This window comes from Streptomyces venezuelae, assembly GCF_008642315.1.
Lineage (GTDB): Bacteria > Actinomycetota > Actinomycetes > Streptomycetales > Streptomycetaceae > Streptomyces > Streptomyces venezuelae_D.
This window is the reverse complement of the sequence record NZ_CP029192.1, coordinates 7,329,195-7,355,347: the sequence shown is the minus strand read 5'-3', so window position 1 is coordinate 7,355,347 and position 26,153 is coordinate 7,329,195. Positions and strand designations below refer to the sequence as shown.

Genomic DNA, 26,153 nt, shown 5'->3' with positions numbered 1-26,153 from the left:
TCTGCCGGGACTGAACGAGGAGTTGCGTCACCATGACGTGCTGGTACGAGGGCCCCTTGGCCGCATTCGACACGGAGACCACGGGCGTCGACGTCGAGACCGACCGGATCGTGTCGGCCGCCGTCGTCGTCCAGCAGGGCGCGGGAACCCGGCCGCGCATCACCCGCTGGCTGGTGAATCCGGGTGTACCCGTGCCCGCGGCCGCCACCGCGGTGCACGGACTGACGGAGGATCATCTGCAGCGCACGGGCCGCTGGCCCGCGCCGGTGATGGAGGAGATAGCACGCGATCTGGCCGAGCAGGGAGCGGCGGGCCGGCCGATCGTGGTGATGAACGCGCCGTTCGATCTGACCATCCTGGACCGGGAGTTGCGCAGGCACCGCGCCTCGTCGTTGAGCCGCTACACGGAGGGTTCCTCGCTGTGCGTGATCGACCCGCGGGTCCTGGACAAGCAGCTGGACCGGTACCGCAAGGGCCGCCGGACGCTCACCGATCTGTGCGCGCACTACGAGGTGGAGCTGTCGGAGGCGCACGACGCGGCGGCGGACGCGCAGGCGGCCATGGATGTGGTGCGTGCGGTGGGACGGCGGTTCGCGGGGCGCCTGGAGCGCCTCTCGCCGGCCGAGCTGCACACGTTGCAGGCGGTCTGGCACGCGGCTCAGGCGCGTGGCCTGCAGGCGTGGTTCGCCAAGAGCGGCACTCCGGAGACGGTGGACCCGGCGTGGCCGCTGCGTACCGACTTCCCGGCGGCGGCCTGAGCGCGGGGCACCGGACGCCGGAGCCCCGCGCGGGCATGAAAAAACCGGTCCGTCTGCTGACGGACCGGCATTCTCCGGGTGGGCGATACTGGGTTCGAACCAGTGACCTCTTCGGTGTGAACGAAGCGCTCTCCCACTGAGCTAATCGCCCGGGAACGCACTGAACAATACAGGTCCGGGCACCCTTCCTTCAAACCGCCTTCAGACCGTTCGCAGACGAGCCGCGAGGCCGCGCTGTCCGGCGCGCATCATCAGGGCGTGATTGAGCCGGAACAGCGGACGTCCGGGCACGGCGAGGCGTCGCATCAGCGCCTTGCGCACCTCGACCTCCTGGTCGTAGCGGGCCAGTGTCCCGGCGGCGTTGGGGGTGAGCCTCCAGCGCGCCCAGCCGTCCAGGTCCCCGCTCATCGCGATCTCCAGAACTCCGGCCGCGGGGTCGTTGCGCCGCTCCCGTGCGGTGACGACCAGGTCGTACGGCAAGAAGGACCGGAAGCGGACGATGCCGCTGCGGTCGTCGAGCGGAGTCACCTCACGCACCTGCGGCCACCACAGCGGATAGTCCTCGGGCTGTTCCAGGGCGGCGAAGACGCGGGCGGGCTTTCCGGGAAGTTCCCAGACGCTGCGGAAGCGGTAGTGGCACCAGTCCATGCGCGGCAGTCTGCCGGAAGGACAGGAACCCGTACCGGATCTGAGTACGACCTGAGTATCCGCACCCATGCCGTGCGGTGTGCCGCGGACCACACTGCCCGGCATGACGAACATTCCGCCCCCTGCCGAGGAGCTCCGCGTCCTCGACTGGGAGTTGCGCCAACTGGAGGCGCGCAGGACGCAGTTGCTGCAGCGTCGGGCCTGGCTGCTCGGTGTCCTGCGTGCGGCGGGCCCGGCCGGGCCGCCCCCTCGTCCGGCCGGGCCGCCCGCCCCCGACGCCACGCCGCCGAGCGTGCAGAACGTCCTGCTCGCGCTGGGCGGGGTGCTCCTGACGGTCGCGGCGATCGCGTTCACGGTGGTGAGCTGGGGCCACTTGGGGATCGGCGGCCGCAGCGCGGTCCTCGGCGCGGTGACACTCGCGGCGCTCGGCACGCCCGCGTTCCTGCTGCGGCGCTCGCTGCGCTCGACGGCGGAGGCGGTGGCGGGCCTCGGTCTGGCGCTGACCGTCCTCGACGCGTACGCGCTGCGCTACCTCGCGCTCCTGGACGTGAGCGCCTTCGGTTACGCGGCCGCCACCTCGGCCGTCCTGGGCGCGGTCTGGGCGGGGTACGGGCTGCTGCTCCGGCAGCTGCGTCTGCCGGTGCCCGTAGCGGTGGTGACGGCGCAGCTCCCCCTGATCCTGTGGGCGGGCGCCGCGCACGCCGACGCGTATGTGATGACGGCGGCGCTGCTCGGGACGGCGGCCTTCGACACGGCGCTCGCGCTGCGGGCGGGGATTCGTTCCGTGCGGGTCGTCGCAACGGCCGGTGCATGCGTCCTGGGGCTGTGGGGTGCGGCGAGCGCCGGCTGGCTCTCCGTGCAGGCCTCGGGTCCGGGCGGGGCGGCTCGCGCGGGCGTGCTGCTGCTGTTCGCCGCGGGGATCGCGCTGGCGGCCGCGCGGTGGGCGAAGGGCGCCGAGGTGGTGAGCGGTGCGGCCGGTGCCTGCGGTCTGCTCGTGGTGGCCGCCTCGGGCGGGGTGCTGCGGGCGGCGCTGCCCGGGGCCTGGACGGTGCCGGCGTATCTGGTGTGCGGCATGGTGCTGTTGGCCGTCGTCCGCACCTCGCTGCCGTGGACGCTGCGGCGCGGGTTCCTCGCGGCGTCGGCCGTGGTGCAGGGGCTCGCGGTGCTGTGGGCGCTGCCGGTCGCGGCGATCGCCCTGCTCGGGCCGTTCGGCTGGGGGACCCGCGTCTGGTCGGGTGCGCCCGGTGACGCCCGGGACGCATTGCTGCTCGAACTGCCGCTCGCGCACCCGCTCCTGGCTCCGCCGGTGCTCGGCGCCGTCGCCGCCGCCCTCGCCGTGACGGCCGGGCCGCTGGGCGACTCGGCACGGCGGGCGGCGCGGTACGCGGCGCCGGTGCTCCTGTGGTCCGCGGCCGTGGCGCTGCCCGCCGCGCTCCGTCTTCCGTACGGGGCCGGGGTGGCGGCTCAGCTCCTGTCGACCGCCGTTCTCCTCGGCGTGGCCGCGCGTGCGACGTCGGCCGTTCCCGCGGTGACCGCTTCGGTGCTCGCCCTGGTGTCGTCGGCGAGCGTCGCGTTCCTGTCATTGGCCACCATGGCGGCCACGGTCACCACGCTCGGCGTGCTGACGGCGCTGCACCTCGCCGCCTGTGTGCGCCTGGCGCGGGCCGGGGCACCCGCTCCGGGCACCGCGGCGCTCGCCGCCTGCGCCTCCGTGGCCTCGGCCACCGCGCTGGTCTGCGCCTCGGGCGCCGCGTGGGGCCTGCCTCCCGAGTACATCGGGCTGCTCTCGCTGACGGTCCCGGCGCTCGCCGCGGCCGCCGCGGCCCGTCTCGGCACGCATCCCCTGACGCCGCCCGTGGAGCTCATGGCGGCCGCCTCCGGAGCCGTCGCGGTCGTCCTCGCCGCAGGGGACGCCCCCGTGCTGGCGCTGGTCCTGGCGGTCTGCGGGGTCATCGCGTCCGGCACCGCGCTGCGGGCGGACCGTCGTGCCGTCGGGTACGCGGCCGGGGTGCTGTTCGTCCTGGCGAGCTGGGTGCGCCTCGCGTCGTGGGAGGTGTCGACCCCGGAGGCATACACCTTGCCGGCGACCGTCCCCGCGCTGCTCATCGGATGGCTGCGGCGCCGCCGCGACCCGGCGGCCTCCTCCTGGACGGCCTACGGCCCGGGCCTCGCGGTGACACTGCTCCCGAGCCTCGCGGCCGCCTGGAGCGACGTGCACTGGCAGCGTCCGCTGCTGCTCGGCACGGCGGCCCTCGCCCTGACGCTGGCGGGCGCGCACTACCGGCTGCGCGCCCCGCTGGTCCTCGGCGGTGCGGTCCTCACCCTGGACGTGCTGCACGAACTCGCCCCCTACATCGTGCAGGTCGTGGACGCGCTGCCCCGCTGGCTGCCGCCCGCGCTCGCCGGTCTGCTGCTGCTCGCGGTCGGCGCCACGTACGAGCAACGCCTGCGCGACGCACGCCGGTTCCGGAATGTCCTGAACCGAATGCACTGATTACCGGTCGGCGCGGAACATGTGGACCCGTCAATTCCCTTAAAGGGCGCGGGAATACGAGAACGGCCCGGAGGCTCAAAAGCCTCCGGGCCGTAATCCGGGGTGGGCGATACTGGGTTCGAACCAGTGACCTCTTCGGTGTGAACGAAGCGCTCTCCCACTGAGCTAATCGCCCCGGGCGCAGGAAGAACATTACCGCATGTCAGGGGGTGCTCCCGACCGCCCGGGACCCGGCAGTCACTCCTTGATCTTCCACGGCATCGTGATGCCGAACTTCCACACGTAGACGGCGACGAGCACCGCGACGATCACGAGGCCGATCGTGGTCAGGATGATGTTGCGGCGGCGCACCTTCGGGTCGAGTGCACGCTGTGCCGCCTCGGTGACCTTGCGTTTCGTCCAGCGGAGCACCAGCTGGGCCCAGACGAACTCGGTCGCCCAGATCGCCATGCCGCCGAAGATCACCAGCCAGCCGGGGCCCGGCAGCGGCAGCATGATGATGCCCGCGACGACGACCGCGAGACCGACGATGAAGACGCCCACCTGCCAGCTCAGGTGCAGCACCCGGCGGGACTGGACGTACTGCGGAGCCCGCGAGCCGAGCGGCGGGTCGGACTTGGCTCCGGCGGCCGGATCCGTGACCCCCGCCGAATCGTTACTCCCCGTATTCATGCGGCCAAACCCTACCGGACGGAAACCCGTCACCGGAATGGGTGCACGGGCGGATGGGACAATCCGCCATACGGGGCGTCTAAAGACACGCAAATCCCTCAGAGGGGTTTACAACGGCACCGTAGGTGGCATGTCGATTTCGCCGACGTGCGAATCCCCGAGCGCACACTGAGCGAAAGGCCCTGGCGCTTATGAACACCACGGTCAGCTGCGAGCTGCACCTGCGCCTCGTTGTGTCGAGCGAGTCCTCACTGCCTGTTCCCGCAGGACTGCGGTATGACACGGCCGATCCCTATGCCGTGCACGCCACCTTCCACACCGGAGCCGAGGAAACCGTCGAGTGGGTGTTCGCCCGCGACCTCCTCGCCGAGGGCCTGCACCGGCCCACCGGTACCGGCGACGTCCGAGTCTGGCCGTCCCGGAGCCACGGTCAGGGCGTCGTCTGCATCGCCCTGAGCTCCCCGGAGGGCGAGGCTCTGCTCGAGGCCCCGGCGCGGGCCCTGGAATCCTTCCTGAAGCGAACGGACGCAGCCGTGCCACCCGGTACGGAACACCGCCACTTCGACCTCGACACCGAGCTCTCCCACATCCTGGCCGAGAGCTGAGCGCCGCCCGGCGCGTCGAGTAACCCCACGCCGTCCGACTCGGGGCGACGGCGCAAGCAGTCACGGCACAACGACACAACGCGCACAGATGCAGACACCGGCGCCGTCGCCGCGGGCTTTCCGCAGCGACGGCGCCGGTGCGTCTCCTGGCGAAACCGCTAGCATCGGCCAGCATCGGCGGGCACCGGCCCGACCCCCAGGCCAGGGAGCAAATCGTGCTGATCACCCACGACACCCGGTGTTCTCTCGACGCCGTGGTCGATCTGGTGAACACCGCACCGGAGACGAACGGCACGGACGGGCTCGCGAACGTGGCGGCGCTCGGCGATTTCGTACAGAGCCACGCCGTGAGCGACGTCGGGGCGCTTTCGGAGGGTGACCTCGCCGATGTGCACCGCATCCGCGCCCGCTTCGGCGAGGTCTTCGCGCACCCCGAACCGCAGGCCGCCTCCACGATCCTCAACGACCTGATCGCACGGGCCGGCACCACACCGCGCCTCACCGACCACGACGGCTACGACTGGCACATCCACTACTTCGCACCCGGCGCGTCCGTCGCGGACCACCTGGCGGCGGACTGCGGGATGGCCCTCGCGTTCTTCGTGGTCGCGGGCGAGCAGGAGCGGCTGCGGCGCTGCGAGGCACCGGACTGCCGGCACGCGTTCGTCGACCTCTCGCGCAACCGATCGCGCCGCTACTGCGACAGCCGCACCTGCGGCAACCGCCTGCACGTCGCCGCGTACCGCGCGCGCCGCAAGGAGGCCTCGGAGCAGAGCGTCTCCTAGGGCCTCTGTCGGAAGTCCCGCCTGCCCGGCGACGCCCGGCACGCACTCCCCCACGCCTGAAGGGCGCGGGGGGACCCCCAGCCGCGTTGTCGGATCGCCCCGATACAACCAGTATCGGGGCGACCCTCCGCCTTGCGATCGCACGCACCGGACGCCGCCGGGCCCGCCCTCCGGGCGAACGACGGGACTTCCGACACAGGCCCTAGAGCAGCAGCAGGTCGTGGAGCGTGGCCACCAGGATCAAGGTGCTGATCACCGCCAGGAAGATCATCAAGGGTGGCTGGGAGAGGGCGAAGAGGCACCCCTGCCGTTCCTCGGCACCGTGGGGCAGCTCCGCTTCGCCGTCGGTGGCGTGCCGCTCCGCGGCCGCAGGTCGTCGCTCATGGGCCGGTGCCGTGTTTCCGCCGTCGTCCGACGGGGCGGCATCGCCCTCTTTGGTGGTGTCAAGCATCTCGTCGTGATGATGACGCAGCCGCGAGCCGGTTGCCGACCAACACGCCCGGTCGAAGCGGGAGTTCGCCGGGACCCGTGAACAGGGATAAGTCCAGCGCCGGGCACGTTCCCGCCCCGCTCGCGGGGCCGCTACAGCCATGCGGCGCGGCCGCCCCGTCCGTACACGAACGAGGGAGTCGCGCAGGCGGCGCGGCGCGAGGCGGGGGCCGTGGCGGTCGCCGTCAGATGCCGTGCTTCTTCAGGATGGCCTCGATGTCGCTGAAGTCCTCGGCGGGCGCGGCCGACCGCGGCTCGGCCGCGGGCCGGGCCGCGGCCTGCCGGGTGCTGCCGCCCAGCGAGGGGGCCGAGGCGGCCGGGGCGACCGCCTCGCGCTGGGCGGCCTTCGCGGCCTTGCGCTCCTTGCGGGTGCCGCTGCTGCGGCGCTCCACGGCGCGCGTGCCCAGGAACATCAGCCAGGCCGCGCCGAGCACACCGAAGCCGACCCACGCCTTGAGGCTGAACGCCGTGTCCGCCGCCCAGCCCACGACTCCCGTCAGCACCAGGCCTATCGGAACCAGTGCGTACGCGGCGAGGCGGGCGGCGGGCAGGAAACGCTTGCGGTAGGCCATGACCGCGGCGATGCCGAGCCCGGCCGCGGACACGGCGGAACAGACGGTCTCGGCAATCATCCGGTCCTCCAGGCATGCAGGCGTACGTCGGGAAAAGACGCTGTCGTCCCTTCCATCCTGCACCGGGTGGGCACCGCTGAGCCATGTCCGGAGCGGACCTCAGGGACATTTCCGGGTCATCTAGGGGTCGGGGCTCCTCCGCAGGTGCCGGTCGGCGAGGTCCTGTCCCGGTGGCGAGGCCCTCTCCCGGTTGGGGAGCGGATCTCCGGGCTGGGAGACTGTGCCCATGAGCGACTCCCCTGCCGACCGCCCCGCCCGTCCCGTCGTCATCGACGTCTGGTGCGAGCTGCAGTGCCCCGACTGCCGCACCGCCCTCGACGACGTGCGCGCCCTGCGCGCCCGCTACGGCGACCGGGTCGAGCTGCGCCTGCGGCACTTCCCCCTCGAGAAGCACAAGCACTCCTTCGCCGCCGCCCAGGCCGCCGAGGAGGCCTTCGAGCAGGGCAAGGGGTGGCCGTACGTGGAGGCCGCGCTCGCCGGGGTCGAGGACCTCGACCGCAAGGGCGAGGCCCACCTGGTGGACACCGCCCGCGAACTCGGTCTGGACGCGGAGGAGTTCGACACCGCCCTCATCGACGGACGGCACATCCTGATCGTCGACGCCGACCAGGCCGAGGGCAAGGCCATCGGCGTCACCGGCACGCCCACGTACGTCGTCGGCGGCGAGCGCCTGGACGGCGGCAAGAGCCAGGAGGGCCTGCGCGAGCGCGTCGAGGAGATCACCGACCGCCTCCTCGCGGCGGACGCCTCCTCCTGAGGGACGCCCCTCCACGCGCCTCCTAGATGAGGGGTTTGCAGAAGTAGTACGACGCCGGTTCGTAGCCGAGCGACGCGTACAGGTTCAGGGCCGGAGTGTTGTCGGAGAGGACGTTGAGGCCGATGCGGTCGCGGCCCGCCGCGCGGCCCTGTGCCTCCGCCAGGTGCATGAGGGACCGCCCGTGCCCGTGCCCGCGGTGCTCGGCGTCGACCGCGACGTCGTAGACGAACGCGTCGCCGTCGGCCACGGACAGCCACAGCGTGCCCACCTGGGTGCCGTGGTGCGTGAGGACGCTCAGCCATGTGTCGGGCGTCGCGAGGCCGCGCGGGAGGGCACGGGCATGGTCGGCCTCGGCCTTCGCGCGCGCCTCGTCCTCGGGCAGGCCGCGGTCCGTCCAGGTGCTCGCGTAGAGCTCCTTGGCGCGCACCAGCCACGGCCCCGCCTCGGCCTCCGTCATCGGCCGCCCCTCCGTACCCGCGGGCAGCTCGGGCAACGGGCCCGTCAGCGGCTTCGTCAGGCGGCGGCTGCGCTCCACGTAACCGAGCGCCGTGACGAGCCGCAGCGCGGCCGCCGCGTCGGCGGGGACGGTCGTCTCGATGCGCGCGCATCCCCAGCCGCGCGCCACCTCCTCGGCGGCCAGCGCCGCGACCGTGCCGCGGCCGCGCCTGCGGTCCGGCTCCGCGATCCGCAGGTCGTGGAGGCGGCAGACGCGGGGGCCGAAGACCTCGTGGGTGGCGAGGCCTATGGACCCCACGGGACGGCTGTTGACGCAGACGTCGTACGTACGCGCCTTGGCGCCGTCGGCGCCCTGCTGAAGCGGCCCGGTCGGCCGCAGGGTCGTGGTCATCCCTCTGGTTCTACCCGCACCCGGCCCGTACCGTCACCGGGGTTTCCCCGGGATCAGGGATCCAGGTCGTCGGCGGCCCGCTCGTCGAAGATCCGCATCGCCTTGGCGGTCACCGGGCCCGGCGCGGCGGGCAGTTCGCGCTCGTCGACGCGGTGGACGCTCTGGACGTCGCGCAGGGTCGACGTGAGGAAGACCTCGTCCGCGCGGTCCAGGACGTCCAGGGGCAGGTCACTCTCGCGTGCGCCCGTCCACTCGACGGCCAGCGCGCGCGTGATGCCCGCGAGGCAGCCGGAGGCGACCGGCGGGGTGTGGATCTCGCCGTCGAGCACGACGAAGACGTTGGACCCCGTGCCCTCGCAGAGCTGTCCGACGGTGTTGGCGAAGAGGGCTTCCGTGGCGCCGTGTTCGTGCGCGCGGGCCAGGGCCACGACGTTCTCCGCGTACGAGGTGGTCTTCAGACCGGTCAGGGCGCCGCGTTCGTTGCGGGTCCAGGGCACGGTGATCACCGCGGTGGTGTCAGGGCGTCGCTTGGCCTCGCCGAGGGCGACGACGAGCGTGGTGCCCTGGTCGCCGCGGTCGGAGCCGAGCGGCGAGAGGCCGCCGGTATAGGTGATCCTGAGCCGGCCCAGCGGGAGCGGGTTGGCGTCGAGGACGGCGGCGCAGGCGTCGCGCACCTCGTCGAGGTCCGGCTCGGGCAGTCCGAGGCCGCGCGCCGACTGCGCGAGCCTGGCCAGGTGGCGGGTCAGGGCGAAGGGGCGGCCCTCGGCCGACTTCACCGTCTCGAAGATGCCGTCGCCCACCGTCAGCCCGTGGTCGAGCACGGAGACGCGGGCGTCGTCGAGGTCCTGCAGCCCGCCATTGAGCCAGATCTTCACGTGGGGTCTCCTCCGCTCGCTTCGTACGTCCCCGACGCTACCGCCAGCAGTCGCGCGGCCTTCAGCTCGGTCTCCCGCCACTCCCCCTCGGGGTCCGAGCCCCAGGTGATGCCCGCTCCGGTCCCGAAGCGCAGGACCCCCTCGCCCCGGTCGATCCAGAAGGTACGGATCCCTACGGCGAGCTCTCCCCTCCCCCGGTCGGCGTCGACCCAGCCGATGCCGCCGCAGTACGGGCCGCGCGGCGCCGTCTCCAGCTCGTCGATGATCCGCAGGGCGCTGGACTTGGGGGCGCCGGTGACGGAGCCCGGCGGGAACGCCGCGTCGAACAGCTCCGGCCAGCCCGCCCCGGGGGGCAGCTCGCCGGCGACGGTGGAGACGAGGTGGACGAGCCCGGGGTGCTTCTCGACCACGCAGAGCTCGGGGACGGTGACGGAGCCGGTGGCGCAGACGCGTCCGAGGTCGTTGCGGACGAGGTCCACGATCATGACGTTCTCCGCGTAGTCCTTCTCCAGGAGGTCCGCCTCGGTACGGCCCGTGCCCTTAATGGGGCCCGACTCCACGCGGCGCCCGTCGCGGCGCAGGAACAGCTCGGGAGAGGCGGTGGCGAGCTCCACGCCGTGCTCGGGCAGCCGGATCGTTCCCGCGTACGGGGCGGGGTTCCCGCGCGCGAGGAGGGCGGTCAGGGCGTCCACGTCGGCGTCGGCGGGGACGGGCGCGGACAGGACGCGGCAGAGGTTGGCCTGGTAGACCTCGCCGGCGGCTATGTGGGCGCGGACCCGCCGCACGCCTTCCGTGTACGCGGCCCGGTCGAGGGACGACGTCCAGTCCCCGGCGGCGGGACCGTGCCAGCCGCCGGGGACGGGGGCGGGCACGGCCTGCTCGCGCACGTCGTCGAAGCGGGCGCAGACCGTGCCGCCCTCGAAATCCGCGGACACCGCCCAGAAGCCGGTGGAGTCCAGGGCCGCGGGATCGCTGGTCACATCGCGTAGCCCGGTGGCCACGAGGCCGCCGAAGCGCGCCATGGGAGGGAGCGCGGGGGACGATGTCAGAGGGGGGTTGTGCACGGCTGCGAGTCTATGACCGGTGTGCCGACGGCGCCCCGGACCAGGGACAGCGCAGCACGCTGCGCAAACGCGTTTTTGTACTGGCCCAGGAATCCGCTAGAGTTCAACACGTCGCCGGGACGCGCAAGCGGAACGGGAAAGACAAGCGGACGTAGCTCAGTTGGTAGAGCGCAACCTTGCCAAGGTTGAGGTCGCCAGTTCGAACCTGGTCGTCCGCTCGCAGGAAAGTGGGGGATCTTCCCGAACCCTCATACTCCTGGTGGAGTGGCCGAGAGGCGAGGCAACGGCCTGCAAAGCCGTCTACACGGGTTCAAATCCCGTCTCCACCTCCAAGCGCGATTAGCTCAGCGGGAGAGCGCTTCCCTGACACGGAAGAGGTCACTGGTTCAATCCCAGTATCGCGCACGCAGCCCAGCTCGGCTGGCAGCACAGCACAACCGAAGATCCGGTCCGCAAGGATCCCCGCGCGATTAGCTCAGCGGGAGAGCGCTTCCCTGACACGGAAGAGGTCACTGGTTCAATCCCAGTATCGCGCACGCAGTACGCAGCACACGCAGGTTTACCTGCGCGATTAGCTCAGCGGGAGAGCGCTTCCCTGACACGGAAGAGGTCACTGGTTCAATCCCAGTATCGCGCACCATCCACACGAAGCCCCGGCCGTTCCCACAGCCGGGGCTTCGTCGTTCCTCCGGTCAGGAGGAGAAGAGCATGTGCCCGAAGCTCTTGTGCCGCTTGTGGCCGTAGTGACCGCCGTGGCCACCGTGACCGCCGTGCGGGGCGCCCCAGGCGGGGGCCTGGGCGGCAGGGTAGCCCTGGGGGGCGGCCGGCGGGGCGGGCGGCGGCGGAGGCTGCTGGCCCCACTGGGCCTCCAGACGGGTCAGGGACTCCAGCTCGCCGTAGTCCAGGAATATCCCGCGGCAGCCGTTGCACTGCTCGATCTGGACGCCATTGCGGTTGTACGTGTGCATCGGTGCGTGACACTTGGGGCACTGCATGGACGGCTCAACTCCTCGCCGGTGGTGACTGCTTCGCCGGGAGACTGCCCGGCTTCGGTGCGTTGCACCCTACTTCGTGGCGTCCGGCGCCAACTCCGGCGGGCGGGCCTCGACTCCACTCATCCGCGCACAGGCGTCCACCAGGGCCTGTTCGACTTCGTCCGGGGCGCGGTCGGCCGCGACGGCCTTGGTGATCGCGAGTGCCGCGGTCTGCACGGTCAGGGCGCGGGCGGGGATGTCCAGGGCGGGCCAGGGGTCGGCGCCGTTGCCGGGGACGGCCGGGCCGCCGGCACCCCGGTAGGCGTCCAGGAAGCGGGTCCACTCCCCCGGGGAGAGCAGCCCGCACGCGAACCAGGCGGCGGGGCGGGCCAGGTCCCACGCGGGGTCGCCCGCCCCGAGGTCGTCCACGTCGATGAGCAGCCAGCGCCCGCCGGGACCGCGCACGAGCTGTCCCAGGTGGAGGTCGCCGTGGCAGAGGGCGCGGGGGCCGGGGGCGGGTGCCTCGCCGCGGGCCCAGGACGGCAGGGCCGCCCAGGCGCGCAGCACCGGGGGCGCGGCGGGATGCGGTCCGGCGGCGCGCAGCCGCGCCACGGCACGGGCCGCCTTGGCGGGTCCGCGCATGGGCGGGAGCAGGCGCGGCAGCGGTGCCGCGTGGAGCCGGGCGAGGAGAGCGCCGGTGGCTTCCCAGGGGGCGGAGTCGGGGTCGTCGCGGTCGACGGGGGTGCCGTGGGGCCAGAAGGTGACGAGCCGCCCGTGCAGACGGGCCGCGCGGGGCGCGGAGGGAGCGAGCAGCACACCGGGCATCCGGGCGGCCACGTCCATCCGCACGGCGAGGTCCGCGGGATCGGTCTCCACGGCATGCGCCTTGGCGACGACGTCTCCGTGCCGGACGACGGCGGCATCCGTCCGATCCGCGAGCACGGCGTCCCCGCTTCCGCAGACACAGGCCTCTCCGGGCAGCCGATGGGCAAGGGCACGGGCGGATGCGGCAAGAGCGGCGAGGACGGCGGCGGTCACGGAACTCCGTAGGTCGAAAGCAACACGCCGAAGCGTACGCACCCGGGCGGGGCCCGGGGCCAGGTCTCTTGCGCCTCCGCGCCCGTGAGTTCGGGCCGGCCCCGACACTGGGCAGGGCGAGCTGCTGCTGTCGAGCCAGGTGCGGCGGGGCCGGCCCGGAGGCGACCTGCGGCGCCTGACGTTCAGGGCACGGGCCAACTGCGGGGGCGGGGCCCGCGGGGCGCCCGGCGCGGGGACCGGGCGGAGGGGAGCGCCTTCGGCGGCGCCATACCCTCGCCGACGGCGTCGGCGTGCCCGGTGGAGCGCCCCCTCGCCGCGGGCGGGGCCCGGCGGAGGGCGGCGTCGGCGTGCCCGACAAGGTGCGTCCGGCCTGTGCCGGGCGGAGGGGCTGCATTGCGTCCTCGCGTTGCGGTCGGGACGAGGGCGGGCTCGGCGGTGCGAGTCGCTGTGTGCCGAGGGGGCGTCATCCGTCGGGCGCGCCGCCGGACATGGCAATGCCCGCGCAGCTCCCCAGCTGCGCGGGCATTCTGCCGTCCGCCGCACCCCCGTCCCCACGGGGTTTCATGGCCGGATGTCCCCGCCCGGACCGCTCTTCCGGGCCTGGGGCGCCGCTCAGCGCCCCAGCATCACGCCCACGGACGACGCTTGTGTGACCACTGCTTCCCAGCCGCCGAAGACGACCACGAGCAGGGCTGCCAGGGGGAGGACCATGGCCGTCGCCACCAGGGGGTGGCGCGTGCCGGACGGGCGGACGCCGAACGCGGAGAACCTGCGCCCTTGCGTGCGGATCATGGTCCGCGGTGCCGTGTCCGCCATGATTCCTCTCCTGACCGCTTCGATGTGGTTTTGGCAAGCGGCGAGTGTCTGACCTCGGGGGACGAGTGCTACACCCGCCGCTTGACCTCAAATCTAGGTCCGCGGGACCTGCCGGGCGTCATGCCCTCGTACCGAATGCCTGGCCTCCCGGAGGATGACCGATCGGCGCGCACGTACTCCCGTGGGTGGAGATGGGGGCCTAGGACGTGGTCCTAGGACTCGGGGAAGACCCTGAGGGGGCGGCCCTGACCTCGGAGGAGTCCTCCCTGGGGACGGGTTGCTCGACCAGGGCCAGGACCCGTGTGGCCATGAAGCGCGCCGTGCGGACCACCGAGCCGCTACGGGTGACTTCGCTCACTTCCACCACTCCCCTGCGCACCGCCGTCTCCACCCGGCGGCCCGCCCTGCTCGCCACCACTTCGTACGTCCGGGTCGTGTCACCGGCATCCACGACTATCTCCACGCGATCACCCTTCACGGGATCAATCCCCCTTCAGCGATGGATGGTTGGCGTGAGGGTCCGCGGCAACGACCCCACGCACCGCGCCCCCTGACCACTCTTCAAGTTTCCCACCCGGCACTGACAATCGATCGCCCCGCGAGGGCGCGGCCTCTGCACGTGCCCGGCCGCGGAAACGTAAGCTGTGGCTCGTCAGACGGACCGGGTAGCGGGGATGGACATGGCGATGATGCGGCTCCGGCGCGAGGACCCGCGTGTCGTCGGCTCGTTCAGGCTGCACAGGCGCCTGGGCGCCGGCGGCATGGGGGTCGTCTATTTGGGGTCGGACCGGCGGGGGCAGCGCGTCGCCCTCAAGGTGATCCGGCCCGACCTGGCGGAGGATCAGGAGTTCCGGTCGCGGTTCGCCCGCGAGGTCTCCGCCGCACGCAGGATCAGGGGCGGCTGCACCGCGCGGCTCGTCGCCGCCGACCTGGACGCCGACCGGCCGTGGTTCGCCACGCAGTACGTTCCCGGGCCCTCGCTGCACGACAAGGTCGCCGCCGAGGGCCCGCTCTCCGCGGCCGACGTGGCCGTGGTCGGTTCGGCGCTCGCCGAGGGACTCGTGGCCGTGCACGAGGCCGGTGTCGTGCACCGTGACCTCAAGCCGTCCAACATCCTGCTGTCCCCCAAGGGGCCGCGGATCATCGACTTCGGGATCGCGTGGGCCACCGGCGCCTCGACCCTGACGCATGTCGGCACCGCCGTGGGATCGCCCGGCTTCCTCGCTCCCGAGCAGGTGCGCGGCGCCGCCGTCACCCCCGCGACCGACGTCTTCGCGCTCGGCGCCACGCTGGCCTACGCGGGCATGGCGGACTCACCCTTCGGGCACGGCAGTTCCGAGGTCATGCTGTACCGGGTGGTCCACGAGGAGGCGCAGCTGCACGGCGTGCCCGACGCGCTCGCGCCGCTCATCAGGGCCTGCCTGGCGAAGGACCCGGAGGAACGCCCCAGCACGCTGCAGCTGTCGCTGCGGCTGAAGGAGATCGCCGCCCGCGAGGCGCAGGGGATCGGCGACGTCCGGCCGCCCGCGCCCCGCCAGGACCACGACCGGCCCACCGGCCGGCTCGCCGACGGCTACCTGGACGAGCGCACCCAGCGGCGTGCCGCCCCGGGCTTCACTCCCCCGCCGCGCTCCGGCTCGTCCCGGACGGCGGCGCCGCGGACCGGCCCTTCGCGTACCGGCTCGTCCCGGACGGGAGCCTCGCGCACCGGCTCGTCGCGGACCGGGGCCTCCCGCCCCGGCGCCTCGCGGTCCGGCTCGGGTTCCCGGCCCTCGGGGCCGCGCAACACGACGCGTGGCGGGCGTCCGGGTCCGCGCACCACGGGGACGGGCCGGAGGGGGCCCGCCAACCCGCGGCTGCTGCGACAGCGGATCTTCGTGTTCGTGGTCGTGACGCTGCTGGTGGCACTCGGCATCGCGGCGGCGCAGGGGTGCCAGGGGCCCGCGCGGAGCCTCGGCGACACGGGCGTGCACCAGCAGCAGCCCGCACAGGGCGGGGCGGTCGGTCCGGGACCGCACGGTGCCCGCGGCTGATCAGAGGTTCGGACGGCCCGTCGCCACCGCGTAGAACGCCACCGCGGCCGCCGCGCCCACGTTGAGCGAGTCCACGCCGTGGGCCATCGGGATGCGGACCCATTCGTCGGCGGCGACCAGCGCCTGGGTGGAGAGACCGTCGCCCTCGGCGCCGAGCATCAGGGCGACACGGTCCATGCGGTGCGGTGCCACCTCGTCCAGCGACTTGGCCTTCTCGTCGGGGGTGAGGGCGAGCAGGTCGAAGCCGGCCTCGCGCACTCCCTCCAGGCCCTTGGGCCAGGACTCCAGGCGGGCGTACGGCACGGAGAAGACCGCGCCCATCGAGACCTTCACCGAGCGGCGGTACAGCGGGTCGGCGCAGTCCGGGGAGAGCAGCACCGCGTCCATGCCGAGCGCGGCGGCCGAGCGGAAGATCGCGCCGATGTTGGTGTGGTCGTTGACCGCCTCCATGACGACGACGCGGCGAGTGGTCGCGAGGAGCTCGTCGGCGGTGGGCAGCGGCTTGCGCTGCATGGAGGCGAGGGCGCCGCGGTGCACGTGGTAGCCGGTGACCCGCTCGGCGAGGTCGGGGCTGACCGCGTACACCGGGGCCGGGAGCTCGTCGATGACGTCGCGCATGACGTCGACCCACTTGGCCGAGAGCAGCATGGACCGCATCTCGTACCCGGCGTCCTTGGCCCGTCTGATGACCTTCTCGCCCTCCGCGATGAACAGTCCCTCGGCCGGTTCGCGCTTGCGGCGCAGCTCGACGTCGGTCAGGCCTGTGTAGTCGCGCAGGCGCGGGTCGTCGGGGTCGTCGACGGTGATGAGATCAGCCACAGGGTGATACTGCCTTGTCCTGGGTGTGGTGCCAACGGCTGCGGAGAGGTTCCGTTACCGCTGGTTACTTGGGGGTGGGCGGTACGTGCGTCACGCGAGGGGCTCGGGGCCGACCTTCACGACGTCCCCGATCACGATGACGGCGGGGGGCTTCACCTCGTGGGTGCGGACCGCTTCGGCGACCGTGCCGAGCGTGGCGTCGACACGACGCTGGGCGGCCGTCGTGCCCTCCTGGATGAGGGCGAGCGGGGTGTCGGCCGCCTTGCCGTGGGCGATCAGTGCCGCCGCGATCTTGCCGATCTTGTCGACGCCCATGAGGATCACGAGGGTGCCGCGCAGTTTGGCGAGGGACTCCCAGTCGACCAGGGAGCGCTCGTCGTCCGGTGCCACATGGCCGCTGACCACCGTGAACTCGTGGGCGACGCCGCGGTGGGTGACGGGGATGCCGGCCGCCGAGGGCACCGAGATCGAGCTGGAGATGCCGGGTACGACGGTGCAGGTGATGCCCGCTTCGGCGAGTGCCTGGAGCTCCTCCATGCCGCGGCCGTAGACGTACGGGTCGCCGCCCTTCAGGCGGACGACGGCCTTGCCCTGCTTGGCGTGCTCGATCAGGGCGTTGTTGATGGCCTCCTGGGCCATGAAACGGCCGTACGGGATCTTGGCGGCGTCGATGATCTCGACGTGCGGCGGCAGCTCGTCGAGGAGGTCGCGGGGGCCGAGCCGGTCGGCAATGACGACGTCGGCGGCGGCGAGGAGGCGGCGGCCGCGGACGGTGATCAGGTCGGGGTCGCCGGGGCCGCCGCCGACGAGGGCGACGCCGGGGTTACGGGTGCGCAGGTGCGGGGCGACGAGGCTGCCGTCGCGCAGGCCCTCGACGACCGCGTCACGGATGGCGGCGGTGCGGCGGGGGTCGCGGTCGTTGATGTCGGAGGAGAGGACGGCGACCGTGACGCCCTCGGAGCGGCCCGTGGCCGGGGTCCAGGCGGTGGCCTCCTCGGCGTCGTCGGAACGCACGCACCAGACGCGGTGGGCCTCGGCCTCGGCGGAGGCCTGGGTGTTCGCCTCCGCGTCGCTGGTGGCGATCAGGGCGTACCAGGCGTCCTGGAGGTCGCCCGGCTCGTAGCGGCGCCTGGTCCAGGTGAGCTCGCCCGCGTCGGCCATCGCTTCCACGGAGGGGGTGGCCGAAGGGGATACGAGGGTGATGTCCGCGCCCGCGTTGATGAGTGCCGGCAGGCGGCGCTGGGCGACCTGACCGCCGCCGAGGACGACGACGCGGCGGCCGGTGAGGCGGAGGCCTACGGGGTAGGCGGGGTTTTCGGCCATCGGCATGGCTGGGGGCTCCTCGTGCGGGGCGTTGCGGGGGCCGCTGCGACGGTGGGGCGGCTGCTTCGACGTGCGGGTTCAGTATGGCTGGGCGGGTGAGCGTGTCTTTCCCCGAGCCCGCCCCTTCCCGAAACCGGGGCTCCGCCCCGAACCCCGTCGTGCGTCTGCGGGCCGTGGGCGTTCGTGCCCACCCGTTCCTCCCCCGGTGTCTTGAGGACCTGGGGGACCTCCAGCGGAACGCCTGCCCCCGAACGCGGGCGGCGGGAACGGGTGGGCCCCGTGACTACTTCTCGGTGACGCCCGCCGAGTCGAACGTGGCCACCTCGTGCATCGCGCGGGCCGCGCTCTGTACCACCGGCAGGGCCAGGAGCGCGCCCGTGCCCTCGCCGAGGCGGAGGTCCAGGTCGACCAGGGGGCGCAGGCCCAGCTTGTTGAGGGCCGCCACGTGGCCGGGCTCCGCGCTGCGGTGTCCCGCGATGCAGGCCGCGAGGACCTCGGGGGCGATGGCGCGGGCCACCAGGGCGGCGGCGCCGGCGCTGACGCCGTCCAGGATCACCGGCGTACGCAGGGACGCGCCGCCGAGGAGCAGGCCCACCATGGCCGCGTGCTCCAGGCCACCGATGGCCGCGAGGACGCCGATCGGGTCCGCGGGGTCGCACTGGTGCAGGTCCAGGGCGCGGCGGACGACCTCGACCTTGCGGGTGTGCATCTCGTCGTTGATGCCTGTACCGCGACCGGTGACCTCGGCCGGGTCGGTGTCGGTGTAGACGGAGATGAGGGCCGCGGACGCCGTCGTGTTCGCGATGCCCATCTCACCCGTCAGCAGCGCCTTGTTGCCCGCCGCCACGAGGTCGCGGGCCGTCTCGATGCCGACCTCGATGGCCGCCTTGACCTCTTCGCGGGTCAGGGCGGGTCCGGTCGTCATGTCGGCCGTGCCCGCGCGGACCTTGCGGGGCAGCAGGCCAGGCGTGGCCGGGAGTTCGCTCGCCACGCCGACGTCGATGACGCAGACCTCGGCACCCACCTGGTTGGCGAAGGCGTTGCAGACCGCGCCGCCGCCGAGGAAGTTGGCGACCATCTGCGCGGTCACCTCCTGGGGCCAGGCGGTGACGCCCTGGGCGTGCACGCCGTGGTCGCCCGCGAAGATCGCGACGGCCGCGGGCTCCGGGATGGGCGGCGGGCACATCCGGGAGAGACCGGAGAGCTGGGCGGAGATGATCTCCAGCATGCCGAGCGCGCCCGGCGGCTTCGTCATCCGCTTCTGCCGTTCCCACGCCTCGCCGAGCGCCTTGGCGTCCAGCGGACGGATGTTGGCCACGGTCTCGGCGAGCAAGTCGTGCGGGTCCTCGCCGGGCAGGGCGCGGCGGCCGTACGTCTCCTCGTGGACGACCCAGGAGAGCGGGCGGCGCTTGGACCAGCCGGCCTGCATCAGCTCGGGCTCGTCCGGGAACTCGTCGACGTACCCCACGCAGAGGTACGCCACGACTTCGAGGTGCTCGGGCAGGCCGAGGGCGCGCACCATCTCGCGCTCGTCGAAGAAGCTGACCCAGCCGACGCCGAGGCCTTCGGCACGCGCGGCGAGCCAGAGGTTCTCGACGGCGAGCGCCGAGGAGTAGGGGGCCATCTGCGGCTGGGTGTGCCGGCCGAGGGTGTGGCGGCCGCCGCGGGTGGGGTCGGCGGTGACGACGATGTTCACCGGGGTGTCGAGGATGGCCTCGATCTTCAGTTCCTTGAACTGCTTCGCGCGGCCCTTGGGGAGGGACTTGGCGTACGCGTCGCGCTGGCGCGCGGCCAGTTCGTGCATCGAGCGCCGGGTCTCGGCGGACTTGATGACGACGAAGTCCCAGGGCTGGGAGTGGCCGACCGACGGCGCGGTGTGCGCGGCCTCCAGCACGCGGAGCAGCACCTCGTGCGGGATGGCGTCGCTGCGGAAGCCGTTGCGGATGTCGCGGCGCTCGCGCATGACGCGCAGGATGGCCTCGCGCTCGGCGTCGGCGTAGCCGGGAGCGGCGGTGCCGGGGGACGCGACGGGCTCGGCGAGTTCCGGGGCGGACTCTCCGGCCTCGGCGTCGGTCCCGACTTCGGCGTGTGCCTCTGCCTGCGTCTGTGCCTCGGGCGCCGGGGCGCCGCCCGCGTCGGCGGGCGCGACCATCAGGATCTCCGGGGCGTCGGCGTCCGCGCCCTCCCCCGCCTCAGGGGCGTCCGGAGCGGCGACGGGGGCGAGGAGCTCGGGGCCCTCGGACTGCCCGGGGGCCGCGGGAGCCACGGCCTCGTCGGCCGTCTCGGGCAGGGGGGCAGGCGCAGGCGCGGGTGCGGCTGCGGCCGGTACGACTGCTTCAGGCGCTTCGGCCATCTCGGGTGCTTCGGCCACTTCGGTCACTTCGTTCGCTTCGATCGGTTCGAACGAGATGACTTCGTCGGCCTCGTCCAACTCGTCGGCCGGGTCGGCCGTCTCGGGGGCGGCCGGGAACTCGGTCGGAGCCGCCGCAGAGGAGACAATACGGGGCACACCGGAGACCGGCGGGACCTGGGGGGTCTCCGCGACCTCGGACGATGCCTCGCGCGCCGCTTCACCGGCGGGGGCCTCCCCCGTCGCCTCGTCCGACACGGCATCGGGCAGCGGCGTGGGCTGGGCGCCGTCGCGCGGGGCGGGGACGGTGACGGCGGGCTGCTCGGCGGCCTCCGGCGTCACGTCGGCGCCGACGGGGGCTTCGGGGGTCACGGGCTCGGCGGCCGGGGCGTCCGCGGCCGGAGCCACGAACTCCGGGGCCGGTGCGGGCGTGGCCTCAGCCGTCGGGGTCTCCGCAGCCGGGGCGGAGGCGGCCTCGACGGGCGCGCCTTCGGCCCCCTCGGCGCCCTCCGCGCCTTCGGCGCTCTCGGGAGCGGGCTGCGCGGCCGGGTCCTCCTGCGGGACGGCCAGGGGGTGCGGCGGCGTCGGGGCCAGGTGGGGCGTGGTCGGGACCGTGCCGTTCACCGGCACGAACTGGCCGATGGGCGCGGGACCTTGGGCGCCGTCGAACCCGCCGGGAAGCGGCGCGTCCGCGGGCGCGGCAGGACCCTGCGCGGGCTGCCCCTCGGGGTGGTGCGGGCCCGGCGCGGCATGCCGGGCCTCGGGGGCGAAGTTGGGCTGTACGGCCTCGGGGGCGTGCGGGATCTGCGCGCCGTCCCACGGCTGGGCGGAGGCGACGGCGAACGCGGGCCCGCCGACACCGGCGGGCACGGCCTGCGCGAACGCGGGCTGCTCCGCGACGGGGAACTGCTGCTCCTCCGACGGGACCTGGCCGAGCTCGGCGCCCTGCTGCGCCACGGGGTCGGCCTGGCCTGCGCCGGCGTCCGCGGCGTGCGGGAAGTCGGGGGCGCCCACGGCGGCGGCCGAAGGCACCTCGGGCACCTCGGACAGCTCGGGCGCCTCGGTCGGGAGCGCGAAGGGCACGGCGTCCTGCGCCTGCGGCACGTCCGTGGCCTGCGGTGCCGGTGCGACGGGTGCGTCACCCGCGGCTTCCGGGACGCCTGTGCCGACCGGGACGCCTGTACCGACCGGGACGCCAGCGCCCACGGGGACACCTGTGTCGGCCGGGACCTCCGTGGCGGCCGGGGCCTCCGTGACGTGCGGGACGACCGTTTCTGCTGGTGCGCCGTACGCCTCCTGCCCGGTCTGCTCCTGACCGGCCTGCTCCTGACCGGCCGCCCGCTCCTGCGGCGACGCCCACGGCGTCGCGCCCTGCGGCGGGATCTCGCCGAGCTGCGGTCCCGGCAGCGGCAGCCCCGCCTCGTCCCGCGGGATGTCGAGGTACTCGGGTCCGGTCGGCGGCCCCGCGTGGCGGGCCTGCGCGACATGCTGCGGAGCAGGAGCGGGCGCGGGCGTCACACCCGCGGGCCCGCGGTCGGCGAGCGAACGCACCGGGCTCCCCGAGCCGTCCGGCACGGCGGGGCCCGACGGGCCGTGGTGCAGCGGACGACGGGCGGGACCCGGATGCGAGGGCGCCGGAGTGGAGCCGGGCAGCCGGACGCCGTTCAGGTCGACCGAACCGCTGTCCCTGCCGGACGTCTCGTGCGGTCCCGGCTGATGGGCGGCGTGGGCCGGCTGGCCGACGTATCCGCCCTGCGCCGCGAGGCCCTCGCCCCACGCGCCCTGGGCGCCCGGCATCAGCAGCAGGTCGTCCTCGTCGGCGGGAGCGGCGGCGGGATCGGCAAAGGGATACGCACCCGGAGCGGGAACGCCCGGCTGCTGCGCCCCCATGCCCTGCACGGGCCCGGACGGCACATCGTTGCCTGCGCCCTCCGGCAGTCCCTCACCCGGGACCTGGCCGGTGTCGGTCATGCGTAACCCCTCGCCCATCGGTTAGTGCTTCTTCGACCGCCCCTCAGCCTTCGGCCGGGGAGGTCCCATTGCCCGGAGCGGCGCACCAACCGCCCGTCATCCTCAACGAGCGTGTGCGCCCCGCGGCACGAACCGCGCGCCGGACAACAGGCATTGTCCCTGTCCGTCCGCCGCCGTGGCAGCTTGATCGGCCACGGCCCGCTGTGGACTGCGCCACGTTGCGCGTCCTCCGGTCATGCCGTACCACACACCCCCCGAAACCGGACGAGCTTTCCGGACATCGGCCAACGAATTCCCTGGCACCCGGGTGCAGTACAACAATCGGCCAGCCTACCCCGCACCGCACGCCGGCAGGGTCACGGGGAACGGTCGGGCAGCCGCCCCGAGAGCAGGAACACCACGGTCCGCTTCTCCTCCCGCCATGCCCGTGTGTCGAGCTCCACGGATTGCAGGAGAGCGCACTGTACGGCGTATCCGTGCTCGTTCAGATCCCTGCCGATGAGTTCGGCGGCGTCGCGTGTCGCGGCGTGGGTCACGATGCGTTCCGGGCGGCGGTCGGCGACCGCGGAGACCACCGCCGCTCCCCCGCCCCCGACGCGTACGACATCGGGTTCGGGCAGGTCTTCGAGGACGTGCGGGGCGATGCCGTGCACGGTCTGGGCCTGGACGCCGAAGCGCCGGACGGCGGCCGTCGTGCGGCCTAGGGCGTCGGGGTCGCTGTCGACGGCGATCACCGCGGCGCCGAACCGCGCTGCCTCCGCGGTGAAGGCGCCGCTGCCGCAGCCGATGTCCCAGACGAGGTCTCCCACGCGCGGCCCGAGGCGGGCGAGTTGCGCGGCCCGCAGCCGGTCGCTCTCGCCCTCGCCGAGCCAGATGTCGCCGCCGTACTCCGCGGCGGGCAGTGCCCAGCCGCGCGGTCCGGCGCCCGGTTCGCGGCCCATGGTCCAGCCGGTGTCGGCGGCCGCGGCGGCGCCGCCGATGACGATGACGACGTTCGGGTCGCGCCAGCTGTGGTCGGCGGCCTTCTCGGAGGTGACGACGGAGACCTGCTCGCGTTCGGTGCCGAGCTCCTCACAGATCACGAAGGTGCGGTGGACGCCCTGGAGCAGCAGGCCGAGTTCGGCGGGGCCCGCGCCGGGCGAGGTGAGGACGGCGACCTTGTGGTGGGCGCGGCAGACGTTCACGGCGCGGCGCAGGGTGCGGCGGTGGGCGACCACGACCTCGGCGTCGTCCCACGGCATGCCCGCGCGGGCGAAGGCCTGGGCGACGGAGGAGACGGCGGGCACCACTTCGACCTCCAGGCCGAATTCCGGGGCGCGCAGGGTGCGTACGACACCGAAGAAGCCGGGGTCTCCGTCGGCGAGCACGACGGCGGTGCCGCGGTGGGCGGCGATGCGGCGGGCCGCGAGGCCCACGCTGCCGAGGCGGATCCTTTCGGCGCGGGCGGGGACCTCGTCCAGTGCCAGGTGGTGGGCGGCGCCCGCCACGAGCGTGGCGGCGCCGAGCGCCGAGCGTGCCGCGGCGGTCAGCGGCGTACCGTCCCAGCCGATCACCGTGACCCGGTCGGCCATCGTCGTCTGTCTCCTGGGTTCTCGCGGGTCGTCAGTGCGGGGGCGGCGGCTGCGGAGCAGGGCACCGGACCAGGGCGAGCGTACCCGCTGGGACCGGAACTCAGTTCCAGTCGGAGTAGGCGGAGAACCCGCTGTCGGCGAGGCTCTCGGAGACGCCTTCGAGGTCTTCGGGGAGCAGGCTCCAGACGATGAGGTCGGTGCGCAGCTCGAGCCAGCCGCCGAACGGGTCGCCGCCGTTCCTCGTGCGCGCTATCCAGGCGCCGCGCAGGACGCCCTCACTGATGCAGCCGATCTTCTGGGCGACCTGCTGGGCGGCGGTGTTGTCGGCGGCGGTGCGCAGCTCGATGCGTTCGAACTTCTGGTCGTGGAAGAGCCATTGGGCGGTGGCGAGCGCGGCCTCGGACGCGTACCCCTCGCCGCGCGCCCAGGGAGCCACGACATAGCTCAGCTCGGTGGAGCGCACCCGCCAGTCGGTGTGCCGGAGTTGGATGATGCCGACAAGTCGCTGGGTGAGGAACTCGGTGACGGCGAGGACGATGCCGCGGCCCTCGGAACGTTCGGCGGGGGCGCGGTGCTCGATCCAGTCGAGCGCGACGGCCTCGGTGTAGGGCTGGGGCACGGAGGTCCAGGCCGTGACGAGTTCGTCGTTCATCATCTCCGCGTACGCGGGGACGTCGGCCTCTTCGAGAGGGCGCAGCACCAACCGCTCCGTGCTGATGGAGATGTCGGGGAACCCCGATGTGCCCGCTGTGCCCGAGGAGGCTGTAGTCATGCGCCGCTCCATACCCTTCATAGACCTGAAGGACCTTCACCTTTCGGTCTTCTGAAGTGCCCAGCATGCAGCATGCACGGGCACAGACGCACCACGGGGTCCTCTCCCGGTGCGGGAGAGGACCCCGTTGGTGGCACGCGCGCGGGAGGCCGGTCAGGCCGCCTCGACGGGCAGGACGGACCCCTTGTACTTGTCCTCGATGAACTTCTTCACCTCGGGCGAGCGGAGCAGTTTCGCGAGCTTGCGCACCCGCGGGTCGTCCTTGTCGCTCTTCTTGACGGCGAGGACGTTGTTGTAGGGATTGCCCTTCGACGACTCCAGGAGGATGGCGTCCTTCTTGGGGCTCAGGTCGGCGTCGAGCGCGTAGTTGTTGTTGATGACCGCCGCGTCGAGGTCGTCGAGCGAGCGCGGGAGCTGCGCCGGTTCGAGTGCCTTGACGGTGAGCTTCTTCGGGTTGGACGTGATGTCCTCGGGCGTGGCGGTGCCGCCGACGCCCTTCTTGAGTCCGATGAGGCCCTTGGAGGCGAGCAGCTGGAGCGCCCGGCCCTCGTTGGTCGTGTCGTTCGGGACGCCGACGGTCGCTCCCGCGGGGAGCTTCGCGATGTCCTTGATCTTGTGCGCGTACACGCCCATGGGGGGCAGGTACACCTCGGTGACCGGCACGAGGTCCGTCTTCTTGGACGCGTTGAAATCCTCGAGGTACGGGGTGTGCTGGTACAGGTTGGCGTCGAGGGAGCCCTCTTGGAGCGCGGTGTTCGGCGTGACGTAGTCCGTGAACTCCGTGATCTTGAGGTCCAGTCCCTCCTTCTTCGCCAGGTTCTGCTGGATGTACGTGAGGACCTCGCCGGCCGGGGTCGGCGTGGCGCCGACCACGAGCGCGCCGTCGCTCCGGTCGTCCGCGCCGCACGCGGTGAGGCCGAGCGCGAGGGCCAGGGTCCCCGCCGCGGCGGCGATGGCGGACGTACGCACGGTCAGAACGCCGCGACGACGGCGCCGTCGTACTTCTCGTCGATGAACTTCTTGACCTCGGGCGAGGTGAGGAGCTTGGCGAGCTTCTTCACGCGCGGGTCGTTCTCGTCGCCCTTCTTCACGGCGAGGAAGTTGCCGTAGGGGTTGCCCTTGGCGGGCTCGGCGACGATGGCGTCCTTGGCGGGGCTGAGGGAGGGCTTGGCCTCCAGCGCGTAGTTGCCGTTGATCACCGCGGCGTCGACATCGCTCAGGGTGCGGGGCACCGTGGGGGCTTCGAGCTCCTTGAACTGGATGTTCTTGGGGTTCTTGGCGATGTCCTTGGGGGTGGCCTCGTAGCCCACGCCCTTCTTGAGCTCGATGATGCCGTTGTCCGCGAGCAGCTTGAGCGCGCGGGCCTCGTTGGTGGTGTCGTTGGGAATGGCGATGGTGGCGCCCTTCTCCAGGTCCCCGAGCTTCTTGACCTTCTTCGAGTACACGCCGAGCGGCTCCAGGTGCACCGTGGCTCCCGGGACGGGCACGATGTCGGTGCCGCGCTTCTTGTTGAAGTCGTCCAGATACGGCTTGTGCTGGAAGTAGTTGGCGAAGACCTCGCCCTGCTCCACGGCCGTGTTCGGCGTGACGTAGTCGGTGAATTCCTTCACCTCGAGGTCGAGGCCCGCCTTCTTGGCGAGGTTCTTCTGGACGTAGTCCAGGATCTCGCCCTGCGGCGTCGGCGTCGCGGCGACGACGAGCGGGCCGTCCTTGTCGCCGGAGCCCTTGTCGGAGCCGCAGGCGGTGAGCCCGAGGGTGAGGACTCCGGCGGCGAGGACAGCGGTGGTGATCTTGGCGGTGTTACGCACGAAAAGTGCCTTTCTCCATGGGTGGTGCAGCCCCGCGGGATGCGCGGGGAAG

25 protein-coding genes and 7 tRNA genes are annotated in these 26,153 nt (G+C 72.9%); 12 read left to right on the top strand and 20 right to left on the bottom strand.

The window, feature by feature from the left end:
- Window positions 1–32 precede the first annotated feature (32 nt).
- Window positions 33–758 (top strand): 3'-5' exonuclease, encoded by a 726-nt coding sequence (locus tag DEJ48_RS32545; protein WP_150219731.1) that lies wholly within the window; start codon window positions 33–35, stop codon window positions 756–758.
- A gap of 79 nt (window positions 759–837) precedes the next feature.
- Here DEJ48_RS32545 and DEJ48_RS32540 read toward each other — a convergent pair.
- A tRNA-Val gene (locus tag DEJ48_RS32540) sits at window positions 838–909 on the bottom strand.
- A 50-nt stretch (window positions 910–959) separates the two neighbouring features.
- The gene (locus DEJ48_RS32535) at window positions 960–1,406 is read right to left on the bottom strand and encodes an SRPBCC family protein (protein WP_150219730.1); all 447 of its coding nucleotides are present in this window, start codon (window positions 1,404–1,406) and stop codon (window positions 960–962) included.
- Window positions 1,407–1,509: 103 nt separating this feature from the next.
- Between DEJ48_RS32535 and DEJ48_RS32530 the strand changes: the two genes are divergently transcribed.
- The gene (locus DEJ48_RS32530; RefSeq protein ID WP_150219729.1) at window positions 1,510–3,900 is read left to right on the top strand and encodes an SCO7613 C-terminal domain-containing membrane protein; all 2,391 of its coding nucleotides are present in this window, start codon (window positions 1,510–1,512) and stop codon (window positions 3,898–3,900) included.
- A gap of 103 nt (window positions 3,901–4,003) precedes the next feature.
- Here the strand turns inward: DEJ48_RS32530 and DEJ48_RS32525 are convergent.
- Window positions 4,004–4,075 (bottom strand) — tRNA-Val (locus DEJ48_RS32525).
- 62 nt (window positions 4,076–4,137) lie between these two features.
- Window positions 4,138–4,572: a TIGR02611 family protein gene (locus tag DEJ48_RS32520; RefSeq protein ID WP_150219728.1), complete on the bottom strand. Its 435-nt coding sequence runs from the start codon at window positions 4,570–4,572 to the stop codon at window positions 4,138–4,140.
- A gap of 191 nt (window positions 4,573–4,763) precedes the next feature.
- On the opposite strand from DEJ48_RS32520, the gene DEJ48_RS32515 reads away from it, so the two are divergent.
- A complete protein-coding gene (locus tag DEJ48_RS32515; protein WP_003959770.1) occupies window positions 4,764–5,177 on the top strand; it encodes an SsgA family sporulation/cell division regulator in 414 nt (137 codons plus the stop codon).
- A 215-nt stretch (window positions 5,178–5,392) separates the two neighbouring features.
- Window positions 5,393–5,962, top strand: coding sequence for a CGNR zinc finger domain-containing protein (locus DEJ48_RS32510; protein ID WP_150219727.1), 570 nt, complete (start codon window positions 5,393–5,395; stop codon window positions 5,960–5,962).
- A gap of 202 nt (window positions 5,963–6,164) precedes the next feature.
- Here DEJ48_RS32510 and DEJ48_RS32505 read toward each other — a convergent pair whose 3' ends face one another.
- Both DEJ48_RS32505 and DEJ48_RS32500 read right to left on the bottom strand, forming a co-directional pair.
- On the bottom strand, window positions 6,165–6,413 hold the full coding sequence (locus DEJ48_RS32505; RefSeq protein WP_150219726.1) for a hypothetical protein: 249 nt from the start codon (window positions 6,411–6,413) through the stop codon (window positions 6,165–6,167).
- 223 nt (window positions 6,414–6,636) lie between these two features.
- Entirely contained in the window at window positions 6,637–7,083 is a 447-nt protein-coding gene (locus tag DEJ48_RS32500) for a hypothetical protein (protein ID WP_150219725.1), read from the bottom strand.
- A gap of 226 nt (window positions 7,084–7,309) precedes the next feature.
- On the opposite strand from DEJ48_RS32500, the gene DEJ48_RS32495 reads away from it, so the two are divergent.
- Window positions 7,310–7,840, top strand: coding sequence for a DsbA family protein (locus DEJ48_RS32495; protein WP_150165691.1), 531 nt, complete (start codon window positions 7,310–7,312; stop codon window positions 7,838–7,840).
- A 22-nt stretch (window positions 7,841–7,862) separates the two neighbouring features.
- On the opposite strand, the gene DEJ48_RS32490 is transcribed toward DEJ48_RS32495, so the two are convergent.
- Genes DEJ48_RS32490 through DEJ48_RS32480 form a run of 3 tightly spaced genes read right to left on the bottom strand, consistent with a single transcriptional unit; the run spans window position 7,863 to window position 10,584 of the window.
- Window positions 7,863–8,687 (bottom strand): GNAT family N-acetyltransferase, encoded by an 825-nt coding sequence (locus DEJ48_RS32490; protein WP_150219724.1) that lies wholly within the window; start codon window positions 8,685–8,687, stop codon window positions 7,863–7,865.
- 53 nt (window positions 8,688–8,740) lie between these two features.
- Window positions 8,741–9,562 carry an aminotransferase class IV gene (locus DEJ48_RS32485; protein ID WP_150219723.1) on the bottom strand — a complete coding sequence of 274 codons (822 nt, stop codon included), beginning with the start codon at window positions 9,560–9,562 and terminating at the stop codon, window positions 8,741–8,743.
- A complete protein-coding gene (locus DEJ48_RS32480) occupies window positions 9,559–10,584 on the bottom strand; it encodes a chorismate-binding protein (protein ID WP_150221531.1) in 1,026 nt (341 codons plus the stop codon). Before DEJ48_RS32480 ends, DEJ48_RS32485 begins: the two co-directional genes overlap by 4 nt.
- A gap of 187 nt (window positions 10,585–10,771) precedes the next feature.
- Here DEJ48_RS32480 and DEJ48_RS32475 point away from each other — a divergent pair.
- The 5 genes from DEJ48_RS32475 (at window position 10,772) to DEJ48_RS32455 (ending at window position 11,266) form a co-directional block, all read left to right on the top strand.
- Window positions 10,772–10,844, top strand: a tRNA-Gly gene (locus tag DEJ48_RS32475).
- Window positions 10,845–10,884: 40 nt separating this feature from the next.
- Window positions 10,885–10,958 (top strand) — tRNA-Cys (locus DEJ48_RS32470).
- A gap of 1 nt (window position 10,959) precedes the next feature.
- Window positions 10,960–11,031, top strand: a tRNA-Val gene (locus DEJ48_RS32465).
- A 59-nt stretch (window positions 11,032–11,090) separates the two neighbouring features.
- Window positions 11,091–11,162 (top strand) — tRNA-Val (locus DEJ48_RS32460).
- Window positions 11,163–11,191: 29 nt separating this feature from the next.
- Window positions 11,192–11,266: transfer RNA gene (locus DEJ48_RS32455), tRNA-Val, on the top strand.
- 52 nt (window positions 11,267–11,318) lie between these two features.
- Here DEJ48_RS32455 and DEJ48_RS32450 read toward each other — a convergent pair.
- Both DEJ48_RS32450 and DEJ48_RS32445 read right to left on the bottom strand, forming a co-directional pair.
- On the bottom strand, window positions 11,319–11,621 hold the full coding sequence (locus tag DEJ48_RS32450) for a zf-TFIIB domain-containing protein (RefSeq protein ID WP_150219722.1): 303 nt from the start codon (window positions 11,619–11,621) through the stop codon (window positions 11,319–11,321).
- A 69-nt stretch (window positions 11,622–11,690) separates the two neighbouring features.
- The gene (locus tag DEJ48_RS32445) at window positions 11,691–12,476 is read right to left on the bottom strand and encodes a phosphotransferase family protein (RefSeq protein WP_411757503.1); all 786 of its coding nucleotides are present in this window, start codon (window positions 12,474–12,476) and stop codon (window positions 11,691–11,693) included.
- Window positions 12,477–12,479: 3 nt separating this feature from the next.
- On the opposite strand from DEJ48_RS32445, the gene DEJ48_RS41135 reads away from it, so the two are divergent.
- Window positions 12,480–12,650 carry a hypothetical protein gene (locus tag DEJ48_RS41135; protein WP_411757502.1) on the top strand — a complete coding sequence of 57 codons (171 nt, stop codon included), beginning with the start codon at window positions 12,480–12,482 and terminating at the stop codon, window positions 12,648–12,650.
- Between the two features lie 600 nt (window positions 12,651–13,250).
- Here DEJ48_RS41135 and DEJ48_RS32440 read toward each other — a convergent pair.
- Window positions 13,251–13,454 (bottom strand): hypothetical protein, encoded by a 204-nt coding sequence (locus tag DEJ48_RS32440; RefSeq protein WP_055569527.1) that lies wholly within the window; start codon window positions 13,452–13,454, stop codon window positions 13,251–13,253.
- A gap of 199 nt (window positions 13,455–13,653) precedes the next feature.
- Window positions 13,654–13,932: a hypothetical protein gene (locus DEJ48_RS32435; protein ID WP_150219720.1), complete on the bottom strand. Its 279-nt coding sequence runs from the start codon at window positions 13,930–13,932 to the stop codon at window positions 13,654–13,656.
- Between the two features lie 196 nt (window positions 13,933–14,128).
- Here DEJ48_RS32435 and DEJ48_RS32430 point away from each other — a divergent pair, with 196 nt between their 5' ends.
- On the top strand, window positions 14,129–15,487 hold the full coding sequence (locus tag DEJ48_RS32430; RefSeq protein ID WP_150221530.1) for a serine/threonine-protein kinase: 1,359 nt from the start codon (window positions 14,129–14,131) through the stop codon (window positions 15,485–15,487).
- Here the strand turns inward: DEJ48_RS32430 and DEJ48_RS32425 are convergent, their stop codons facing one another.
- From DEJ48_RS32425 to DEJ48_RS32395, 7 genes are all read right to left on the bottom strand, one after another.
- Window positions 15,488–16,306: a TrmH family RNA methyltransferase gene (locus tag DEJ48_RS32425; RefSeq protein ID WP_150219719.1), complete on the bottom strand. Its 819-nt coding sequence runs from the start codon at window positions 16,304–16,306 to the stop codon at window positions 15,488–15,490. It lies immediately after the preceding gene.
- Window positions 16,307–16,396: 90 nt separating this feature from the next.
- On the bottom strand, window positions 16,397–17,629 hold the full coding sequence (gene cobA / locus DEJ48_RS32420) for a uroporphyrinogen-III C-methyltransferase (RefSeq protein ID WP_150221529.1): 1,233 nt from the start codon (window positions 17,627–17,629) through the stop codon (window positions 16,397–16,399).
- A 283-nt stretch (window positions 17,630–17,912) separates the two neighbouring features.
- Window positions 17,913–21,950, bottom strand: a complete 4,038-nt coding sequence (cobT, locus tag DEJ48_RS32415) for a nicotinate-nucleotide--dimethylbenzimidazole phosphoribosyltransferase (protein WP_150219718.1) — start codon at window positions 21,948–21,950, stop codon at window positions 17,913–17,915.
- 356 nt (window positions 21,951–22,306) lie between these two features.
- Window positions 22,307–23,521 (bottom strand): precorrin-6y C5,15-methyltransferase (decarboxylating) subunit CbiE, encoded by a 1,215-nt coding sequence (gene cbiE / locus DEJ48_RS32410; RefSeq protein WP_150219717.1) that lies wholly within the window; start codon window positions 23,519–23,521, stop codon window positions 22,307–22,309.
- A 100-nt stretch (window positions 23,522–23,621) separates the two neighbouring features.
- Window positions 23,622–24,305, bottom strand: a complete 684-nt coding sequence (locus tag DEJ48_RS32405) for a GNAT family N-acetyltransferase (RefSeq protein ID WP_150221528.1) — start codon at window positions 24,303–24,305, stop codon at window positions 23,622–23,624.
- A gap of 141 nt (window positions 24,306–24,446) precedes the next feature.
- Window positions 24,447–25,262 (bottom strand): MetQ/NlpA family ABC transporter substrate-binding protein, encoded by an 816-nt coding sequence (locus DEJ48_RS32400; protein ID WP_150219716.1) that lies wholly within the window; start codon window positions 25,260–25,262, stop codon window positions 24,447–24,449.
- A 2-nt stretch (window positions 25,263–25,264) separates the two neighbouring features.
- Entirely contained in the window at window positions 25,265–26,101 is an 837-nt protein-coding gene (locus DEJ48_RS32395) for a MetQ/NlpA family ABC transporter substrate-binding protein (protein ID WP_150219715.1), read from the bottom strand.
- Between the last annotated feature and the right edge of the window lie 52 nt (window positions 26,102–26,153).

Bases quoted from the DNA above. Each gene is read 5' to 3' on its own strand.
- DEJ48_RS32545 (WP_150219731.1), top strand. From the start codon at position 33: ATGACGTGCTGGTACGAGGGCCCCTTGGCCGCATTCGACACGGAGACC.
- DEJ48_RS32535 (WP_150219730.1), bottom strand. From the start codon at position 1,406: ATGGACTGGTGCCACTACCGCTTCCGCAGCGTCTGGGAACTTCCCGGA.
- DEJ48_RS32530 (WP_150219729.1), top strand. From the start codon at position 1,510: ATGACGAACATTCCGCCCCCTGCCGAGGAGCTCCGCGTCCTCGACTGG.
- DEJ48_RS32520 (WP_150219728.1), bottom strand. From the start codon at position 4,572: ATGAATACGGGGAGTAACGATTCGGCGGGGGTCACGGATCCGGCCGCC.
- DEJ48_RS32515 (WP_003959770.1), top strand. From the start codon at position 4,764: ATGAACACCACGGTCAGCTGCGAGCTGCACCTGCGCCTCGTTGTGTCG.
- DEJ48_RS32505 (WP_150219726.1), bottom strand. From the start codon at position 6,413: ATGCTTGACACCACCAAAGAGGGCGATGCCGCCCCGTCGGACGACGGC.
- DEJ48_RS32500 (WP_150219725.1), bottom strand. From the start codon at position 7,083: ATGATTGCCGAGACCGTCTGTTCCGCCGTGTCCGCGGCCGGGCTCGGC.
- DEJ48_RS32495 (WP_150165691.1), top strand. From the start codon at position 7,310: ATGAGCGACTCCCCTGCCGACCGCCCCGCCCGTCCCGTCGTCATCGAC.
- DEJ48_RS32490 (WP_150219724.1), bottom strand. From the start codon at position 8,687: ATGACCACGACCCTGCGGCCGACCGGGCCGCTTCAGCAGGGCGCCGAC.
- DEJ48_RS32480 (WP_150221531.1), bottom strand. From the start codon at position 10,584: ATGGCGCGCTTCGGCGGCCTCGTGGCCACCGGGCTACGCGATGTGACC.
- DEJ48_RS32450 (WP_150219722.1), bottom strand. From the start codon at position 11,621: ATGCAGTGCCCCAAGTGTCACGCACCGATGCACACGTACAACCGCAAT.
- DEJ48_RS41135 (WP_411757502.1), top strand. From the start codon at position 12,480: ATGCGCCTTGGCGACGACGTCTCCGTGCCGGACGACGGCGGCATCCGT.
- DEJ48_RS32440 (WP_055569527.1), bottom strand. From the start codon at position 13,454: ATGGCGGACACGGCACCGCGGACCATGATCCGCACGCAAGGGCGCAGG.
- DEJ48_RS32430 (WP_150221530.1), top strand. From the start codon at position 14,129: ATGGACATGGCGATGATGCGGCTCCGGCGCGAGGACCCGCGTGTCGTC.
- cobA (WP_150221529.1), bottom strand. From the start codon at position 17,629: ATGGCCGAAAACCCCGCCTACCCCGTAGGCCTCCGCCTCACCGGCCGC.
- cobT (WP_150219718.1), bottom strand. From the start codon at position 21,950: ATGACCGACACCGGCCAGGTCCCGGGTGAGGGACTGCCGGAGGGCGCA.
- cbiE (WP_150219717.1), bottom strand. From the start codon at position 23,521: ATGGCCGACCGGGTCACGGTGATCGGCTGGGACGGTACGCCGCTGACC.
- DEJ48_RS32405 (WP_150221528.1), bottom strand. From the start codon at position 24,305: ATGGAGCGGCGCATGACTACAGCCTCCTCGGGCACAGCGGGCACATCG.